Source organism: Ohtaekwangia koreensis (assembly GCF_900167975.1).
Taxonomy (GTDB): Bacteria; Bacteroidota; Bacteroidia; order Cytophagales; family Cyclobacteriaceae; genus Ohtaekwangia; species Ohtaekwangia koreensis.
Genome location: NZ_FUZU01000004.1, coordinates 642,672 through 662,654 on the forward strand (window position 1 = coordinate 642,672; position 19,983 = coordinate 662,654).

Here is a 19,983-nt window from a genome sequence, read left to right on the forward strand (position 1 = left end):
TTCTCTGTGCAATGGATTTAGTAATCACTATAACTTTCACACACAACTCTACGAACTCACAACTCGAAGCTTAATTAAAAAAGTATGGCAAAAATTCTCATCATCGAAGACGACAACAAGATCCGCGCAATATTAAAAGAGATTCTCGAAGAGAAAGAGTACGAGGTGCAGGAAGCTCCTGATGGACTGGAAGGTTTAAAAAAACTTGAGCAAGGTAACTTCGACTTGTGTATCTGCGATATAAAAATGCCGAAGATGGATGGTCTCGAAGTATTGGAGAAAGCCAAGGAAGCAGGCATCGGTAGCAACTTCATTATTATATCAGCACACGGTACTATAGATGTAGCGGTGGAAGCTGTAAAAAAAGGTGCGTTCGACTTTTTGCAGAAGCCTTTTGACTTGGGAAGGCTGGAAATAACACTGCGCAACGCGCTTGATAAAACGAACCTGGTAAAGGAGACGAAGACGCTCAAGAAAAAGATCTCGAAGAAATTTGAAATGATCGGTGAGTCGATTCCTATAGTTGAAGTAAAGGAGATGATTGAAAAAGTGGCTCCTACCGATGCGCGCGTGTTGGTGAATGGTCCGAATGGTTCCGGTAAAGAACTCGTGGCCCGATGGATTCATGAGAAGAGCAAGCGTGCAAACGGTCCGTTGGTTGAAGTGAATTGTGCTGCTATACCTTCGGAGCTTATCGAGAGTGAGTTGTTCGGACATGAGAAGGGTTCGTTTACTTCAGCGATCAAACAGCGGCTTGGTAAATTTGAACTCGCTGAAGGTGGAACGTTGTTCCTGGATGAGATTGGTGATATGAGTTTATCCGCGCAAGCGAAAGTATTAAGAGCACTGCAGGAGAATAAGATATCACGTGTGGGTGGAGACAAAGAGATTACCGTTAACGTACGGGTTGTAGCTGCTACCAATAAAGACTTGCGGAAAGAAATTGAAGAGAACCGCTTTCGCGAAGATCTATACCATCGCCTGAGCGTGATCGTGATTAAAGTACCGGCTCTTAATGACCGCAAGGAAGATATACCGTTGCTTGTAGATAAATTCCTATCGGATATAGCAGATGAATATGGTGCAAAGAAAAAAACGATCAATACAAAAGCACTCGCACAACTAAAAGATCATAACTGGACGGGGAACATCCGCGAGCTGCGCAATGTGGTAGAACGGCTAGTCATCATGAGTGGTGACGAGATCTCTACAGAGGATGTTAAGAAGTATATATAAGTCTACGTAAAAGTGACTCAGGATATATCGTATACAAGGCTATATATCCTGATTCATTCCAGTTCACTCAGATCCCAAGCCTGGGAAGCATCATACAGAATGGTTCCGTTCTTTACTTTTAACGGTGATGGTATATTATTCTCGTAAATAGAACCTGTACCTAAACCCTGCGGAATTGAAAGGGGATAACTTGCCGTAAACTGACAAATCGCATTCAGTCCAATACTACTTTCCAGCGCTGACGTAATCCACCAACCTATACCGGCTTTCTCCGCTATAGCAATCCATTCGCGGCAGCCGCTGATGCCACCATGTAAGGTTGGCTTCAGAATAATATAGGCCGGCTTCAGGCGTGTTAATAAATCCTTTTTAGCATCTCCTTCTATATTTATTAACTCTTCATCAAACGCTATCGGTATAGGAGATTTGCGGCATAGCTCTTCCATCTCCGGTAATCCTGCTTTGATAGGCTGCTCTATAGAGTGAATTTTGAATTTAGCGAGTTCCGTTAATTTGAAGAGCACTTCATCGGTTTTAAAACCACCATTGGCGTCCAGCCGTATCGTGAGCTGCTCACGGAAATAACGCTTGCGTATATACTCCAGCACATCACATTCTTTATCAAAATTCAATCCCCCTACTTTCAGTTTGATACAGTTAAATCCTTGTGATACTTTATCGCCGATCTGATGCAGCATGAAATCAAGATCTCCCATCCAGATCAATCCGTTGATGGATATAGGAGCTCCCTTTATAAATTCATTGGTAAAGATGATTCGTTTGCCACCGTTCTCCAGATCTAGTAAAGCTGTCTCCAATCCAAAGGTTAATGAAGGGAAGCCCGGTGGCATCAGATTGTGAAGGGATGACACATGGAGCGATTGAAGGCCATTAACCTTTTTGAGGGTTTGTTCAAGCACCTGTTCAAAATCCGGACGATCATCTATACTTAGCCCGGGAAGTGGCCCGCATTCTCCTATACCTGTGATTTGTGGTGCGGCATCATCCCACACCTTGATAAACCACGAAGTCTTGTCACGCATAATGCCGCGCGAGGTACGTGCCTTGAAATTGAATTGAAAAATCTTTTTCTGAAAGGATGCTTGTAGCGCCATGTTAAAAAAGGAAAAACGAAAATAGTGTTTTCGGATTAACTTTGAAGCGCTTATGAAAGAACTGAACATAAACGATTTTACATACGACTTGCCTGCCGATAGAATTGCATTATATCCGCTGGATAAAAGAGATCAGTCGAAGTTGCTGGTATACCGTAAAGGTAAGGTCATGCATGAGCAGTTCCGTTCGTTGGTAGACTTTCTTCCGGCAAGCACAATGCTGTTTTTTAACGATACAAAAGTTATTCCGGCACGGCTTCACTTTGCAAAAGAAACCGGAGCATCCATCGAAGTATTTTTACTTCATCCGGTTACGCCATCATCGCTGTTGGCTGAAGCCATGCAAGCCCATGAAAAGTGTACCTGGAAATGTACCATCGGTAATTTAAAACGCTGGAAGGACGATGTACTATATAAACTATTAGGCGATGCGACCCTCGAAGCCCGCCTCGTGAATCGTGAAGATGGTATAGTCGAGTTCCGCTGGAACCAGGGAATTTCATTTGCAGAAATCATTACACGTTCAGGCGAAACACCACTTCCCCCCTACCTCAAACGAAAACCGGAAAGCACAGATCGCGATCGTTATCAAACTGTATATGCGCATTATGAGGGCGCGGTGGCAGCACCTACTGCCGGACTACATTTTACGGACGAGGTATTACAATCACTTCGTGCGAAAGGTATTCAAACCGACTACTTAACACTTCACGTAAGTGCGGGAACATTTCAACCTGTAAAAGTTCAGAATGCAGTCGAGCACCCCATGCATACCGAGCAAGTACTTATTCGTAAAAGCAATCTTGATAATTTACTGAAAGATACATTCGTTGTTCCTGTCGGCACAACATCTATGCGCACATTGGAAAGCTTATACTGGTATGGTGTAAAGCTAAAGGAAGATCCGGATGCTATATTTACAATCAACCAACACGATCCATACCAATCTTATACTTCACTCCCGTCCAGGCAGGAAGCATTCAAATATATAGCAGCGTATATGGATCGTAAGAAACTGGATATTTTGACTGGAGAAACGTCAATCTATATTATGCCCGGCTATACGTTCCGTGTTTGCCAGGGCCTTGTTACAAACTTTCATCAGCCTGGCTCTACGCTGATTTTATTAGTGGCGGCTCTTGTTGGCGACCATTGGAAGAATATATATCAGCAGGCTCTGGAAAATGACTATCGCTTTTTAAGCTATGGCGACAGTTCATTGTTACTACCCTGACCAATTTATAGGATAGCAAAGACAGGTTATTTCTACAGTATATCTTTACGGAGTACACCGATCAAGCATTCGGCTCATATCCTGTTCATTTAAAAAACCGGAAGCATGCTCAAGCAGCTGCAACGACTCTGATAGTACTACCGTTGTAGGAAAGCTAAGGGTACCATTTTTCTTGCCCAGCAGCTCTGCCAGTTCATGGTAGCCTCTTGAAGGTTTATACCCATAATGCTTGTTAAGAAAAATGATTTCAGCTTTACTCTCGGCATCTAATGAGACAGCATAAAATTGCCTGCCGATTTTATCTGTAATCGCCGGTGCTGTAAAAGTCCTTTCTTTTTGCAGAGCACAATACTTGCACCATCCAGTATATATATAAATCAGCACAGGCCTTGGCTGAACTCTCATCTTCTCCTGCAGGCTATCAAAACTTATCCAATCGACAACCTGGGTATATCCAGTATGGCTGCCGAGCAGTAAAGCACAAAAGAGTATACGATGTACGATCATCGGTTTACAGTATATCGAACGCCTAAAAACCCTCGAATACCTTGATTGGGAGCGAATACATACGAAGGATCAAACGTAAGAGCATACGGATTGTCTGGGGTGGCAACAACTTGTCCATGGTCATCGAACTGCACATTTTTATCGAACGGATCAAACGACCGTGCGATGCTATTGCTGGGAGGTGTATAGTTCAACAAATTTTTTATACCACCGTAAATTTCCCATCCCTTATCAAATTGTTTAGTGATCTGAATATTTTGAATACTCCACCACGGCGAGTACGCAGCCCGATTGTCGAGGTTGCCAAGCAACGGTAAACGCATCGGTCCATAAACGTTGCCGGTATAGTCAATGGAGAATCCTGACGCATTGAAAATATACCCGATGCTCCATACTCCAGAGAAGCGCTCGGTCAATAACTGTCGCGAAGTAACACCGTTTTCTGTTATGGAAACATCCATCAGGGTTCCTCCTCCCAGAACCTTGAGACCGTTTTCCCATGAAACGTCCACATTGAGAGAGACTCCCTTCGAAACAGCCGATCCATCCAGATTACTATAGATTATTTTATTAGGATCCGTTTCATAATCGGGTATAATACGATTGTTAAAGTAAGTATAGAATGCACTTGCATCTAACCCGATAAAAGTATTATTACCAGTATATATTTTCTTCACCAGGTTGACATTGCCATTCCATGATGTTTCAGGTTGTAACGATTCACTGAATATAACCTGGCGTGCACCAGTAAGTGCAGCGTGATCTTCCGTAAATACATTGGCCACACGATATCCGTTTCCTACACTGAGGCGAACTACGTTTTTCTTGTTGGGCGAACTCCATTTATAGTTTGCGCGGGGTGACACTATATTCCCATGCAGGCTGTTATAGTCATAGCGGATTCCCAATAAAAGTTTGTTGTCTGCATTTATCATGATCTCATCCTGTACAAACAGGCCTGGCAGATGTGTACCTGAAGCTTTATTATTCCCTTCTATGCTTGCTGTAGCCGGAGTATTATCATCATAGAAAGTATAGCGATATGCAGCACCTAGCAACAAGTCATGCCGGGTTCCTGCGTGTTTACTCCAGGTAAGCTGACCAAAGCCTATATATTGATCTGCATTATAGGAAGTTGCTCCATAGAATGAATTTTGCCTATGGCCGTTTGTGCTGAATTGAAAATTTATAAGTTCTTTTACCGGAAGCTGATAAAGGCCAAACATTTCCCAACGGCTGGTATATATACTCTCGCCGTAAATCTCTTCACCACCACGGTATATCTTTTTCCACCGCATGTCTCCGCCCCAGCGGTCTTCGTAATTATACCGTCCGGCCAATGTAAATATGCGGTTATCCTCTCGGTTAAAGCTCCATTTATTGAAGATTGAAATTCTGTTTTGAAGCGTAACATCCGTAAAACCATCACCATTGTGGTCTGCCGGTTGTTGATAGTTAAAATAATTTATACCAATCAGTGACTCTGCTACATTTCCTGCCTTCACTTTAAAACCAATATCTGTGTTGACCTCGCCCCAGGAAGTACCAAACATATCTACAGAGACAGCAGGAGCAGCACTCGGTTTTTTAGTAATGATATTAATCAATCCGCCAACAGCTTCCGAACCATACAAGGTAGAAGCCGGGCCCTTTACAATCTCCATGCGTTCAATCAGTGATTGTGGTATACCTGTAAGACCATATACCGTAGAGAGGCCACTTACAATTGGCATACCATCGATCAGGATCATGGTATACGGGCCCTCTAATCCGTTAATATGTATATCTCCCGTGTTGCATACGTTGCAGTTTAGCTGTGGTCGTACACCATTTACATTCTGCAACGACTCAAACAGAGAGGGAGTCGGGTTTGCCTTAAAAAAGGCAGAAGAGTATACCTCTACAGGTACGGGACTCTCCAGGCGACTTACTTCTTTCATGGTTCCCGATATCACAACTTCTTCCAACGCAGATGTTGATTCGGCTAATGTAATATGAAGCACAACGGCCTCCTGCGCGGATACTATAACTTGCTTTGTCTTCGATTCATAACCAATGGCAGAGATGCTAATGGTATAGGTTCCATACGGGACATTGCCGATCGTAAACGATCCGTTTTGCCGGGTTATGCTACCAAGCGAAGTATTCCTGATAACAACATTCGCAAATTCCAATGGCTGGCCACCGGTAACAACTGTACCGGAAATTGTTCCGGTTTGGGCAATGCTGAGCAGCGAGGAGAATGTGAAGATAAGTATAAATAGATAATTCATATTTCTATGTTTAGAAATACAAATCTAAAAAGTTAGACTAATCTAAAAAATTAATTAGATATAATATTTGTATATTTCATCAGAAATGTAACTTTCATGGCATCTCCTACTGAAGAAAATTACTTGAAAGCCTTGTTTAACCTGGCCAATGAAAAGGGTGAGATCAGTGTTTCTGACCTTGGTAATATGCTGCGCGTAAGCACACCAACGGTTAACAGCATGGTTAAAAAACTGCATGAACAAGGTTTGCTTATCTATGAAAAATACAGGCCGCTTTCCCTTACCAACAAAGGAAAAAAAGAGGCTGCTCTGATCATTCGTAAACACCGGCTTACGGAAATGTTCCTGGTAGAAAAGATGGGATTTGGCTGGGAAGCGGTACACGAAATTGCTGAACAGATCGAGCACATAAAATCGCCTGATTTTTTTGACCGGATGGATGAGATTTTAGGACACCCAACCAATGATCCGCATGGATCGCCTATACCTGATAAAAATGGACGGATCGTTTGGAAATCTTATCAAAAGCTTGGGGATTGCAAACCAGGGGCCGTTGTCAAGTTAGCAGCCCTTACAAATTCATCTGAAGAGTTTCTCAAGTATCTTAATGATAAGAAACTGAGTCTGGGTTTATCGATCAAGATTGATTCTATAGAGCGCTTCGATGGGAGCATGACGGTTTCGTATCTGAAAAATCAACGTCAAACTTTAAGTGCGGTAGTATGTGAAAAACTTCTTGTGGAAAGTTAAGCGTTCATTCGGCCAAACATCTATAAAAAAATAGCAGGAGAAATATATCCTCCTGCTAAGTATATATACCAGGCGATACCTGTTACTGTTTCTTTATTTCTTCACCGTTCAAATCCACAATTCTTACTTCTACCCTTCTTCCCTCTTCTTTGGTAGTAGCTACATCTTTTGTTGCACCGTATCCCTTGGCAACAATACGTCTTCGTACAACGCCTTTGTGGTTAAAGTAATCCAGAATAGCGATGGCGCGTTTGTTGGATAATTCGCGGTTCATTTCCTCCGTACCTTCGGCAGAAGCAAAGCCGGAAATCTCTACGCCCAGATCCGGATATTTAGCCAACTCGGCCAGCACTATATCCAGCTGAGCTTTATACTGTGGTTTCAGATCACTCTTCCCTGCATCGAAGTATATCTTGGCTGCTTTGTTAAGCGCTGTTTTATCGAAGTTTGATTTTTTATTAGCAAGCTCCTTTTGTTTTTTCGCTTCCTCGTTGAACACAAAAGTCGGCAACGAGAATATAGTCTTTCCGTCTACTTTCTTTTGCTCAAATTTACTTTCGTCACTTTCATCGTAGTAATATGTGCGAGTAGCAACTTCAATTTTCGAGTTCTCCTTTTCATTAAAGTTTACATCTTCAATCGGATTTTTCATTTGGATAAGATCCGTCAGGTAATTGATACCTTCCTTATCCCCTGAAGCCATTAGGTCAAGCATCAAATCATATACATCTACATTTCCGGTCTGCACAAGTTTAGCTTCATGTGTTTTCCGTAAATTACTTTTCACATCCTGATCGGTATCGTAAAAAGCGTTTTTTACTTGTACTTCCTGTCCTACCACTACATCAAATTGCTTGATCGTTTTAAGATTGATCATCTGGTATAGCTCGTAGAAATAGCTCTGGTTGGGAATGTTGATGTTCAAGGTATACGGCAAAAATCCTTCTGACTCAATCACAATATCATAATCGGTGGCCGGAGGAAGAATTACCAGGTAATCTCCTGTTTCCGGATCCGGGTCGTACACGAAATCGAGTTTCCGGTCTGTCTTATTATCAATCACATAAAGTTTGGTCGGCATAGGTTTACCTGTCTCAGCATTCAGAATTTTACCCTTGATCATGGTCAAAGGTATATTCGCTGACTCGGCTGGCAGATCCATATAGTATATATCCTGACCACCTTGTCCACCTTTTCGATCTGAAGAGAAATATGCACGTGTTCCATCGGCAATGAGCGTAAAGTAATTATCATTGGCCGTTGTATTTACCGGGTAGCCCATATTCTCAGGCGAGCTCCATGTCTTATCCAATAACTTTGAAACGAAGATGTCGCGTCCACCCATTGAGTTGTGCCCATCCGAAGTAAAGAACAATGTCTTTTGATCCGGGTGAATAAAAGGTGCATCTTCATTTGCCTTCGAGTTCACGGGAGCTCCAAGATTCACAGGGTTACTCCAGGTTCCATTCGATTGTAATATAGTCTTGTATATATCCAAACCACCCAGGCCGCCGAGGCGGTCGCTGGCGAAATATATAGTCTTCCCATCCGGAGTAATGCTGGCCGTTGATTCCAGGAATTTTGGTGTGTTGATGTTGGGGGTAAGTAAACCCGGTTTTCCCCAGGTCTCACCAGATTTTGTGATCTGGTAAAGTCCACCCGGATCTGTCGAGCCGCCCATGAAGATGAGCATCTTCTGTCCATCGGGAGATATACCTGCAGTGCCTACGTTGTAATCATGCGCTATAGGAATTACTCTCGGTTCACTCCACGAGCCCTGGTTGTTATAGGCTATATAGATCTCTTCAATAAACTTATCACCGGTGCGCGTCTTCCCTGTATTCGGGCGAAGTGCAGTATACGCCATCACGCTTTCATCAGCAGATACCACCGGGTTATACTCGGTATACTTAGTATTGACCAGAGAATTGAAATAGTTGATTTTGAAATTGCGGGGCACCGACATTAACGCTACGGCATTATGGCTGGTCTGAATCGCTTCATCGGCCATTGCCAGTGCTTTCTTATCGGCTTTGTTACTTACCTCGCGGAATTTTGTAAAATTCTCGATCGCCTTTGAAAGGTTCTCATCTTTCAGATATATAGAACCCAACTCATAATATAATGCTGTAGGCCAGCCCTTACCATTTTTGATAGCAAACTCAAAGTATGGGATCGCTTTGATCTGTTCATTGAGCTCCGGTGATTTTTCATAGCACACACCTGTTTTATAGTGCACCATCGGATCTTTTTCACCTGCCTGAATGGCTTCCAAAAATTTCGGAAGGGCTGCATCATAACTCTTCACACTGAAATACCGTTCGGCCTCCGCCAATGCTTTGGAATTCTGAGCATACGAAGCTGTTGCAAAAAGTGAAAAAAGCAACACGTAAATGGTCTTCTTAATCATATGTTAACTGTATTTTACTTTCAATACTACAAAGATTATGCGCGACTATATCTTGTTTTTTAAGCTATACCTTACACTCCCCGCACTTGCGTGACGCGCCTGGCACCTATTTGAACGCTCATAAAGCATTACTTTCGATTAAAGTACTTAAAAAGTATAACGTCAAACAATTTAATATAACCTAAAATAATGCGCCTTATAGGATTTTAGTTGGATTATTACCAATTTTAGGACTATTGGGCGAATTGCATGAGGGCACAAATACTTCAATTTCTGGATGTTAAGAGCGGTGAAGGCAGTCGTGTAGGCCTTCTCGTGATGATGAGCTTTTTCATGGGCTTTTTTTTAGCCACAATTAGCGTTGCATCTCAAACGCTTTTTCTACAACATTTTGATGAAAAGGCAGACCTTCCTATGGCGCTTTTGGTCTCGGGTGCGTTTGGCCTGGTTGCAACAATTCTGTACAATTTTCTTCAAAACAGAATCTCGTTTCCTTCTTTGGCGATTCTTAGTCTTTTGGTAATCACCGTCTTAACAGCATTTATAGAGTTTGGTGAATCGTTCTTCAGCGACTCCAACACCATTTTCTTTCTCGGCTTTACGCAGATCATTCCCTTTTCTTTTATACTATATCTGAACTTTTGGGGAGCCTTCAGCCGTCTCTTCAACCTGCGTCAATCAAAACGATTAGTGGGTACTGTGGATATGGGGGCTTTGATCGCTTCGTTCATAGCATTCTTCTCCATCCCCCAATTGCTAGACCCCAAGATTTTCTTTGAAGGTTCAGAGGGTATTTCAGTTGAATCGCTCTATACTATATCACTCGTGTGTGCGGTTCTGTTCCTGATAACATTCATTTTCTTATCCATCAAATACCTGAGCAAAGGCAGAACGTTCGCAGAAGAAAAAGCTATTTATCAAAAACTTCGCTTCAACGACTTCCGTCAAAACCGCTATATATTTTACATGTCGTTGTTTGTGGTGGCATCCATGATGGCGCTGAACTTCGTTGACTATTCGTTCCTGAACGTTACAACACTCTTCTTCACAGACCAGGAGCGCCTGGGAAGTTTCATCAGCTATTTTGAAATGACCATTGTCATTTTCAGTTTCTTATTCCAAACCCTTGCCACAGACCGCATCATTCAGGAATATGGTATGCGTGTAGCCTTGCTCGTTAGCCCATTGCTGATTGGACTTTTTACACTGGCCGCCATCGGCCTGGGTCTTATCTTCGGATATTCACCTACCGATAACCTGTTTGTAATCTTCTTCCTGGTTATTGCAGTCAGTAAATTATTTACGCGATCGCTAAAGGATTCACTCGACAACCCTGCCTTCAAGCTTTATCTGCTGCCGATTGAAAGTCACATGCGCATCGATGTACAAACCAAGATTGAAGGACTTGTAACTGCTTTTGCAAGTTTACTGGCTGGTGCGCTGATCATTCTTATCAACCGTGTTGAACTGTTCGACCTCCTCTATATATCTATCTTTACCTTCCCGTTGCTTATCATCTGGTATATCGTTGCAAACCGGATGCACGTCAACTATCGGTATACATTGCAGGAAACGCTTTCGCGGAATAAGTCCCGAATATCAGGCAAGTCGGAACGGAAATATACTGTGAGCACAGTGCTCGAAAAAGAAATCAACAGCACAGCTGAAGACAAAGTATTGTATGGCTTAACGCTGATGGAAAAGCTTGAGCCTGCTGTTTTTGAAACTACAATTACACGCCTTGCCAGCAGTGAATCATCTATCGTTCGGAAATACGCGTTGGAAAAAATTCAGGCACTAGGACTTCAGACTGATTCGAATAAAACTGAAATACGCTCGCTAGCTGAAAGAGCTTACGGTGATTTGGAAGACAGTGATCTTCTCTCCATCTCGCCTGAGAAACTTTTAAAGCTCAGCAAATCTGTCAAACAAGGCGACCGTATCCTGGCTACAAAACTTCTCCGGAAACTTATTAGTCAGAAAACAATTTTCATTCTATTGGAATTGCTTCGTGATGCAGATCCTAAAGTTCGGTATGAAGCGCTCTATACTTCACGCAAAGTAAAGCGCCAGGAAACCTGGCCTGTACTAATTGAATTATTAGGATCTCCGTCCTATAGCCATCACGCAGCCGCAGCATTAAAAGAAGTAGGTGAATCAGTATTGCCAACACTTGAATCTGCTTTCCATAAATCAGGACAAAGCGACCTGGTGATGCTACGTATCGTACAGATCATGGGCCGCATTGGCGGACGTTATTCTTTACAGCTGCAATGGAAAAAAGCAGATTACCCGGATAAGCGTATCGTGAAGCAGATATTGTACTCGCTTCGATATTTGAACTACCAGGCTCGCGGAAGAGAAGTTCGTGATGTACTCAACCTGCTCGAAAGCGAAATCGGTAAAGCGATCTGGAACCTGGCTGCACTGGATGAACTTTCGGATACTCCTGAATTTTTCTTCCTGAAGCAAGCGCTGCAGGAAGAAGTGTCCGATAACTACGACCAGATATATATGTTACTGTCGATCTTGTACGATCCTCAGTCGGTACAGCTGGTGCGTGAAAACATTGAGACACGCGAACCCGACAACATTGCTTTTGCCATGGAGTTGCTCGATTTATTTATCGATCAGGAGTTAAAACCAAAGTTACTTCCGCTACTGGATGACTCTCCTACTCCGGTAAAACTCAAACACCTTCAACTACATTTTGCGCGTGAAAGTTATAATCCCATCCAGGTTATAAACTATATATTGAACCGCGACTTCAATTTAAATAACCGTTGGACAAAGGCATGTGCTGTACACGCTTCTGCCTTCATTCCGGATTTCAGAATCAGCCGTGGTCTCATCGCACAGATGTTCAATAAAGACAAGCTTTTACAGGAAACGGCTGCATGGGTAATCTATCACAAAGACCGGAAAGCTTACAATGATATACTCGAGCGTTTACCTGAACGTGACAAGAAATTTATAGACTCTTCCATTGAGAACAACCAACTGTTGGATGGATTGAATGATGGCTTCTTCCTGTGGATCGAGATGGTGATGTTTATCAAACAGATGCCTAACTTTAAGGACATCCATGGAGCGTTACTCAGCGATTTGGCCGATAAAATAACTCCACTGGATCTGGATTTTGCAGAGAAGATCAAGTTTAATCACGATGCGCATAATGCTCCTTTGTTGTTGGTAGCTTTTGGCAGTGTGAAGCTCAAGAATAACGGTACGGAGATTACTACCCTCAATCAAGGCAGTATTTATGGAGAACTTTTCAGCGATGGATATGTAGTTCCTGTTCAGGAAATAGAAGCGACCGAAAGATCTGTTGTATTTAAAGTAAACCTGATGGACTTCTATTTCGTAATGGCAAATCACCATGAACTTGTTCAGGGGCTGATCCGAAATATAAATGAAGAAAATAAACACCCTATACCTCAACCTTAATCTTATAAATTAACCTATACCTCCTCACCCATGGCCTTTGATATTGACGTACTCATCGTGTTCGCAGATCGCGACAATGAGACTACCGGGAAGAACGAACCGGGCTGGGTTTCTCATTTCAAAAAATTCCTGGAGTTAATGCTTACGCAGGTACTTGGCGAAAAACCTAACATTATACTCAAAGGAGAATACGATACGATGACATCTCCGCAGCTTGACAATGCGGGAGTATTGATTCCTATACTTTCAAAAGATTTTATCCAATCCGGTGGCTGTCTCGATCACGTAGAAGCTTTCTATAAATCCATTGAGCCGAATGTTAAAAACAGGAATCGTGTTTTTAAAGTATTCAGAACTCCGCTCAATGTACTGGAGCAACCTCCGCGTTTACGCGAACTGCTCGGATATGAAATGTATCAGCTCGATCCGGATTCAGGTGAGATCCGCGAGTATACTGATTACTTCAGCACAGAAGCTGAGCGGCAATACTGGATGAAGATGGTTGACCTGGCGTATGACATCTATGAAATCCTCCTCTTCCTGAAAGACACCTCCTCCCCTGCAGAAATAAAGAATATATATAAAAGAAAAACGATATATCTGGCAGAGACTGGCCATGATTTGTCTGTGCAGCGTAACATCATCAAGCGTGAATTACAACGGCATGGCTATAACATTTTACCTAACCAGACACTTCCCGGAAATGTAGGTGATTTTGAAAAAGTGGTGCGCAGAGGACTTGATGAATCCAGTCTTTCAATCCATTTGATCGGAAGCGCCTATGGTGAAATCCCGGAAGGTGCAGATAAATCCGTTGTAGACATACAAAATAAACTGGCTGCCGAGAAGAGTATACAATCAAAAGAAAACAATCAGGAGTTTACGCGACTCATTTGGATCTCTCCAAACCTGACGCATGCCAGTGAACGCCAAAAAGCATTTATTGAAAATATAAAACGTGATGTAGAAGCGCAGGAAGGTGCCGAGATCTTACAAACACCACTGGAAGATTTCAAGAATATTATGCGTGAAGAACTGGAAGAGGCCAGCGATAAAAAGATTACTCCGGAAACAGGAGGACGTTCTATTTATTTCATGCATGATAAAATAGATCACAACGAAGCGAAACCGTTTATTGAAATTCTTGAGAAGTCAGGCTTCGAAGTATTGATTCCTGAATTTGAAGGAGAGCTTCTTGAACTCAGACAAAAGCATATAGAGAATCTGCGCAAACTTGATGGTGCAATCATCTATAAAGGAAAAGTAAATGAGCAGTGGGTGCGCATGAAGGCACTCGACCTTCTGAAGGCTCCTGGCTTTGGTCGTAAAAAACCAATCGTAGCAAAAGCAATTGTTACAGCAGCGGGCTCATCCATGAATGCAGAAAACTATAAAAATCAGAACCTGCGTGTCATCGATGGAAATTATGACACGACAGCATTGATTCAGAATTTTTTACAGGAATTTAAAGCCTAACCATGCGTGAGGTAACCGTTGATACGTTGACCGCAAATCCATTCCCGGGTCTGCGGCCTTTTAAGATTGAAGAAAGTCATCTCTTCTTTGGCCGTGAAGGACAAAGTGATGAGGTACTGCTCAAGCTTTCGAAGAATCGCTTCGTTGGTGTGATCGGCCCTTCAGGAAGTGGTAAATCTTCTTTCATTTATTGTGGTGTGATGCCGATCCTCTACGGAGGATTTCTGACTGATGCGAGCCCCAATTGGGAGGTGGTTGTAACACGACCTGGTGCAGGCCCTATCGATAATTTAGCAGAAGCACTTCTTAAAAACAATCCAGAGTATATAGCTGCCGAAACGGAAGAGAAGAAAATCAAACGCACCATCTTCTCAACATTGCTTCGAAGCAGTTCACTTGGATTGGTTGAGGCGATTGAACAAACGCGTAAGGAAGCTGATGTCAATTACCTTGTACTGGTCGATCAGTTCGAAGAACTCTTCCGCTTTAAAGAAGGACATGACAGCAACTCTGTAAATGAAACGCTCGCGTTCGTAAACCTGCTGATAGAGGCTGCCAATTATCCGGATGCCCCTATATATGTAGCGATCACGATGCGCTCTGATTTTATCGGAGACTGCGCGCAGTTCCCCGAACTTACGCGTAAGATAAATGATAGCCATTACCTGATACCTCAACTTACACGCGATCAAAAACGAAAAGCGATTGAAGGTCCGGTAGCAGTAGGTGGTGCTACTATAGCACCACGCCTGGTTCAGCAATTATTGAATGACCTTGGTGATAACCCTGATCAGCTTCCTATCCTTCAGCACGCCTTGATGCGTACCTGGAGTTACTGGTCTGCATACCGTGATTTCGAGGAAGAGAATGTTGACTTAAAACATTACGAAGCTATTGGTACGATGTCAGAAGCATTGTCGCAACACGCGAACGAAGCCTTTGACGAATTGGATGAAGATCAGAAACGTATCTGCGAATTGTTATTCAAAGCGATCACCGAAAAACGTGGTGAGAACTTTGGTATCCGCAGGCCTACAAGATTAAATGAAATTGCATCTATAGCGGATGTATCCGAACAAGATGTTATTGGTGTTATTGATTTGTTCCGTGAACAAGGACGATCACTGTTGACACCTGCCTATGGATCGGCCATCACCTCGAAGTCGATGGTTGATATATCACACGAAAGCTTGATGCGCATATGGGTACGGTTGAAAAACTGGGTAGACGATGAAGCTGACGCTGTGCAGATGTATACCAGGCTTGCAGAGGCAGCTGCGATGCACCAGGTAGGCAAAGCTGGTTTGTGGCGTCCACCAGATTTACAGCTGGCGCTTAACTGGCAGGCCAAGCATAAGCCCACGCTTGTGTGGGGACAACGCTATAACCCTGCATTCGAGCGCACCATGATCTTCCTCGAGTACTCGAAGAAGGAGTGGGAAACCGAGCAACGGATTAAAGAACTTGAACAGAAACGAAAACTTAAACGTGCGCGTATTGTAGCATTAGTACTGGGAACAGCTGTAGTTATTTGTCTCTTGTTTTTGATGTATGCCTTTGTTCAAAAGTCAGAGGCCGACAAACAATTCAATCGTGCAGAAGTTCAGCGTTTACAAGCTGAGAAAAATGCTGACGCTGCTCGTCTGGCTGAGAAAGAGGCGGACGAAAAAAGAGTTGAAGCCGAGAAAGCGCGCGAAGCCGCTCTTGCTGCGAAGGAAGCGGAAGCAAAGCAACGTGAACTTGCAGAAGCTGCCGAGCGAACCGCTATTCAAAATGCGGAACTCGCAAAACGCAACGCACAGGCTGCACGCAGAAATGCGGAAGAAGCCCGTGTCAACGCGCAACGTGCACAGACCAATGAAAAGATCGCCAAAGAGCAGGAGCTTATCGCGATTCGAAATGCAGCAGAAGCATTGCGTCAACGCTATATAGCGCAGGCAAAAGCGATGGCTGTAAAATCAAAAGAGCTTAACGATGTAGAACAACAAGCTCTTATCGCTCAGCAGGCTTTTAAATTTAATTCGGAACACGAAGGATACGTATATGATAACGATATCTATAACGGCCTGTACTTTGCGCTGAAAAAGCAAGATCACGCACTTACAAAAAGTCTGGAAGCACACGAACGTGGCGCAGCACGGGCGTTGGTTACAAGGCTTGCAAACAATACTATATATTCAGCGGGTAGCGATGGAAAGATCATACGCTGGAACGAGCAAGGCAATCAGTGGAAATCTGAAATACTGATCACGCAGGCAAACTATCAATACTATTCCCTGGATGTTAGTCCGGATGGAAACTGGCTGGTAGCCTCAGGGTTGAATACTCAAAACGAGTTGAAGAACTATGTTGAGTTGTTCAATCTGAATAACATGTCGGCATCTCCCAAGAAAATTGACGGGTATACTTACGCGATCGAGAACTTGAATTTTACTCCTGATAATAAAGGTTTCTTTGCTCGTGATAATTCTGGAAAGAGCATTCGTTATTCCGATTTGTCGAAAAGCCAGGAAGTGATAAACTCCAAAGTAAAGATCAACGCTATAGATCTCAGTACGGATGGAACTAAACTTGCCGGTGCGGGTGAGAACGGTAGCCTATATATATGGGATGTAAAAAACAATTATGCAGTAACGGAGATCAAAGATCTTGGCCCTCACCTTACGGCAGTAACTTTTGCTTCGGAAGGAAGACGAATTGTTATAGGTGATAATACTGGAGTCGTTAAAATTTTCGACAGCCAGACTGGAATGGTAATCCGTATACTCTCCGGCCATACTTCTTCTATCGAGCAGATACGTTTTAATCACACAGGTTCTTTCATGGCTACTGCCAGCAAAGATAAAACAGTACGTCTGTGGAATATAAACCGGTTGAAGGAACAACCTATCGTATTAAGTGATCACAGCGACTGGGTATGGAGCGTTGCCTTTACACCGGACGATGAGCAGTTGCTTGCCAGCGTTCACAGTTCAACTGAGACTGTAAAAGGAATCGAGCACACCATCCATGCATGGCCTACCAAGATTCCGGTTATGTCAACTATACTCTGCGAAAAAGTTAAACGAAATATCAATAAAGACGAGTGGGAAATTTTTGTGGGTGATGACTTGCCTTACGAATCAACTTGTGCTGCGTTGCCACCCAATAATAATTGATTGCGCATGAAAAGACTTCTACCCTTTTTTATTCTTGTCCTTCTTCTCTCCAGCGAAAGCTTTGCACAATTAACTTCATGTGCGCAGACCCTTCGTCTGGCTCGCTCTACATACGAGCAAGGACGCTTGCATGAAATACCAGCGTTACTTGAGAAATGTGTCGCCAGCGGGTTTTCTCAACAGGAAAAAGTAGAAGCCTATAAGCTTCTATGTTTATCCTATATATACCTGGAAGAACCGGAGAAAGCTGATGAAGCGATGTTGAACCTGCTCCGTACCGATCATTACTTTGAAATTAACCGAAGCACAGACCCTGCAGAGTTTATTGCACTCTATAACACGTTCAGAACAAAACCAATTTATCGCATTGGTGGTAAGCTTGGTGTTAATGCCAGCACACCCAATGTAGTAACGGCCGTAGAAGCCAACGATGGCAAAAGTGAGTATGGCTATAAGATCGGTTTACAGTTTCATTTTACAGGAGAAATTCCTTTCGGGAAAAATTTAGTATTGAACCCGGAGCTCGGACTCGTGCAGCGTAAATTTGAATATACCAATCGTGTAAATTTCACAGACACTACTTTTACGACACTCGCTCAGGAAAACCAAACATGGCTATCCTTACCCGTTAGCCTCCGCTATCAATTCAACAAAATAAAATTCAAACCCTATATAGCTATAGGAGTTGAAGCTGATTACCTGCTGAGCTCTTCCCTGAGTGGAAGCAGAACACGAAAAGGATATCAGTTCATTGAAGAGAAATCATTTGATATTACACCCGAGCGCGAGAAATTCAACCTCAGTGCTATTCTTTCAGCAGGAGCGCATTTCACATTAGGTGGTGGTTACATTATCACCGAAGTACGCTTTCTGTACGGCATTACAAAAATCAACTCCGCCAAAACTGCTTTCGGTGTCGACAGCAGTTTACCATTCGAATATGGCTATGCCGACAGCACCTATAAACTGAACTCTCTGGCTGTTACTGCAGGGTACGTTCACAACATCTTCAACCCGAAAAAACTGAACAAAAGAAAATGAGCTTACGGATTTGTCTACTAGGGCTTTTGATGTGTTGCTGGGCTTGTAATAATATAGAAGATGCTAAGCCGGAAAATCGAAATACATTCATCCGGTTTTACGAGGCAGCACACAATGTATATGGAATCACAGCTGAAGAAGTCGATGGCGGGTTTGTTATCCTCGGAAACGAGTTATTGGCCAATGGGAATCAAAACAGCTTGTTCATCCGTACGAATGAATACGGAGAGAAAATCGCAGATGACGTTGTGCTGCCGGATGGTTATGCAAAGGGGTTAAAGGTAGCATCTGACGGTTACTACATTATCGGTGACAGTATAAAATCGAACCTTGAATCAAGTGATATATCTGTGTATGACCTGGTTGTATACTCGGCCCGCTTGTTCAAGTTAGATCTAACAGGCACGATTGTGAAAAAGGTAGTCCTTGCTGATAAAAAGAACAGCTCCAATATTACCGATATCCACGGAGGCTCGGTTACATTAGGCGCTCAAAACGAAGTGATCGTACTTGGTTCATTCAAGAATGCTGGCCTGTCCACAACGGAGAGACCTTATCTTGCGGCACTCGATCCATCGTCACTGGATACCATCTGGTCAAAGACCTACGATGTTCTGGATCGGGACTATGTCAATTCCAAATCGCTACATATAGCACCTTCGGGAAAAATCATTTGGGCTACTGCATTGCTGAAAGAAAATCAAAACTTCTCACGCTCGTATCTCGGTATACCCTATATCCAGGAAAATTCTACGTTTGAAAATTTCTCACAATACGGCGAGCAGACCGATCAACAGTTATATGCTAACGACATTCAACCTTCGGAGTCTGTTGCTTTCGGGTATGGCGTGATTGGCACCTATGCATCCCCTACTGGCGCCAATGGAAATATGTTTTTCATTCGCGTAAACCAACAGGGAAATATCATAGAAGGAAGCGAGCGTTATTTTGATGGTGAACGATTTCTAACCGACAACACATCTGTGAATGCAGAGGTATCGTCAAGCGATGATACAGGAGATGCGCTCACGTCCACACGCGATGGTGGCTTTATACTGGCAGGCACTGTGCTTACAACGCCAAGCCTGGGTAAGGGTGGAAAAGATATTCTGCTGGTAAAGATCGATAGCCAGGGCAATGTACAGTGGACCAAAATACTCGGTGGATCCGGCAATGAAACCGTTAACAGTATCCGGGAAACATCCGATGGTGGTTTACTGATCTGCGGATCGAATGATCTATCGGGGTTGTCTTCCATCTTTATTATGAAAACTGATATGAACGGTGAGTTGAAAGACTGATCGTTATCGATATATAGTATAGTACAACCTATCCT

The 19,983-nt window shown here is 43.1% G+C and carries 12 protein-coding genes; 8 read left to right on the plus strand and 4 right to left on the minus strand.

What is annotated here, in order from left to right; all coding sequences use genetic code 11:
• Positions 1 to 84: 84 nt before the first annotated feature.
• Entirely contained in the window at positions 85 to 1,236 is a 1,152-nt protein-coding gene (locus B5Y40_RS26050) for a sigma-54-dependent transcriptional regulator (RefSeq protein WP_079689789.1), read from the plus strand.
• Between the two features lie 53 nt (positions 1,237 to 1,289).
• Here B5Y40_RS26050 and B5Y40_RS26055 read toward each other — a convergent pair whose 3' ends face one another.
• Complete coding sequence (locus B5Y40_RS26055) at positions 1,290 to 2,351, minus strand: o-succinylbenzoate synthase (RefSeq protein WP_079689790.1); 1,062 nt, start codon at positions 2,349 to 2,351, stop codon at positions 1,290 to 1,292.
• A gap of 52 nt (positions 2,352 to 2,403) precedes the next feature.
• Between B5Y40_RS26055 and B5Y40_RS26060 the strand changes: the two genes are divergently transcribed.
• Positions 2,404 to 3,585, plus strand: coding sequence for an S-adenosylmethionine:tRNA ribosyltransferase-isomerase (locus B5Y40_RS26060; protein WP_079689791.1), 1,182 nt, complete (start codon positions 2,404 to 2,406; stop codon positions 3,583 to 3,585).
• A gap of 45 nt (positions 3,586 to 3,630) precedes the next feature.
• On the opposite strand, the gene B5Y40_RS26065 is transcribed toward B5Y40_RS26060, so the two are convergent.
• Positions 3,631 to 4,092 (minus strand): thioredoxin family protein, encoded by a 462-nt coding sequence (locus B5Y40_RS26065; protein WP_079689792.1) that lies wholly within the window; start codon positions 4,090 to 4,092, stop codon positions 3,631 to 3,633.
• Positions 4,089 to 6,365: a TonB-dependent receptor gene (locus B5Y40_RS26070; protein WP_079689793.1), complete on the minus strand. Its 2,277-nt coding sequence runs from the start codon at positions 6,363 to 6,365 to the stop codon at positions 4,089 to 4,091. Before B5Y40_RS26070 ends, B5Y40_RS26065 begins: the two co-directional genes overlap by 4 nt.
• A gap of 96 nt (positions 6,366 to 6,461) precedes the next feature.
• On the opposite strand from B5Y40_RS26070, the gene B5Y40_RS26075 reads away from it, so the two are divergent.
• Entirely contained in the window at positions 6,462 to 7,115 is a 654-nt protein-coding gene (locus B5Y40_RS26075) for a metal-dependent transcriptional regulator (RefSeq protein ID WP_079689794.1), read from the plus strand.
• 82 nt (positions 7,116 to 7,197) lie between these two features.
• On the opposite strand, the gene B5Y40_RS26080 is transcribed toward B5Y40_RS26075, so the two are convergent.
• The gene (locus tag B5Y40_RS26080; RefSeq protein WP_079689795.1) at positions 7,198 to 9,525 is read right to left on the minus strand and encodes an OmpA family protein; all 2,328 of its coding nucleotides are present in this window, start codon (positions 9,523 to 9,525) and stop codon (positions 7,198 to 7,200) included.
• Positions 9,526 to 9,774: 249 nt separating this feature from the next.
• Between B5Y40_RS26080 and B5Y40_RS26085 the strand changes: the two genes are divergently transcribed.
• The 5 genes from B5Y40_RS26085 to B5Y40_RS26105 are packed head-to-tail and all read left to right on the plus strand — an operon-like array spanning position 9,775 to position 19,948.
• Positions 9,775 to 12,972 carry an MFS transporter gene (locus B5Y40_RS26085; protein WP_079689796.1) on the plus strand — a complete coding sequence of 1,066 codons (3,198 nt, stop codon included), beginning with the start codon at positions 9,775 to 9,777 and terminating at the stop codon, positions 12,970 to 12,972.
• Positions 12,973 to 13,002: 30 nt separating this feature from the next.
• Entirely contained in the window at positions 13,003 to 14,448 is a 1,446-nt protein-coding gene (locus B5Y40_RS26090; RefSeq protein WP_079689797.1) for a hypothetical protein, read from the plus strand.
• A 2-nt stretch (positions 14,449 to 14,450) separates the two neighbouring features.
• Entirely contained in the window at positions 14,451 to 17,606 is a 3,156-nt protein-coding gene (locus B5Y40_RS26095; RefSeq protein WP_079689798.1) for an nSTAND1 domain-containing NTPase, read from the plus strand.
• Between the two features lie 6 nt (positions 17,607 to 17,612).
• Positions 17,613 to 18,647, plus strand: a complete 1,035-nt coding sequence (locus tag B5Y40_RS26100) for a porin family protein (RefSeq protein ID WP_079689799.1) — start codon at positions 17,613 to 17,615, stop codon at positions 18,645 to 18,647.
• Positions 18,644 to 19,948 carry a hypothetical protein gene (locus B5Y40_RS26105; RefSeq protein WP_143785950.1) on the plus strand — a complete coding sequence of 435 codons (1,305 nt, stop codon included), beginning with the start codon at positions 18,644 to 18,646 and terminating at the stop codon, positions 19,946 to 19,948. The genes B5Y40_RS26100 and B5Y40_RS26105 overlap by 4 nt, the downstream gene beginning before the upstream one ends.
• Positions 19,949 to 19,983: the final 35 nt, after the last annotated feature.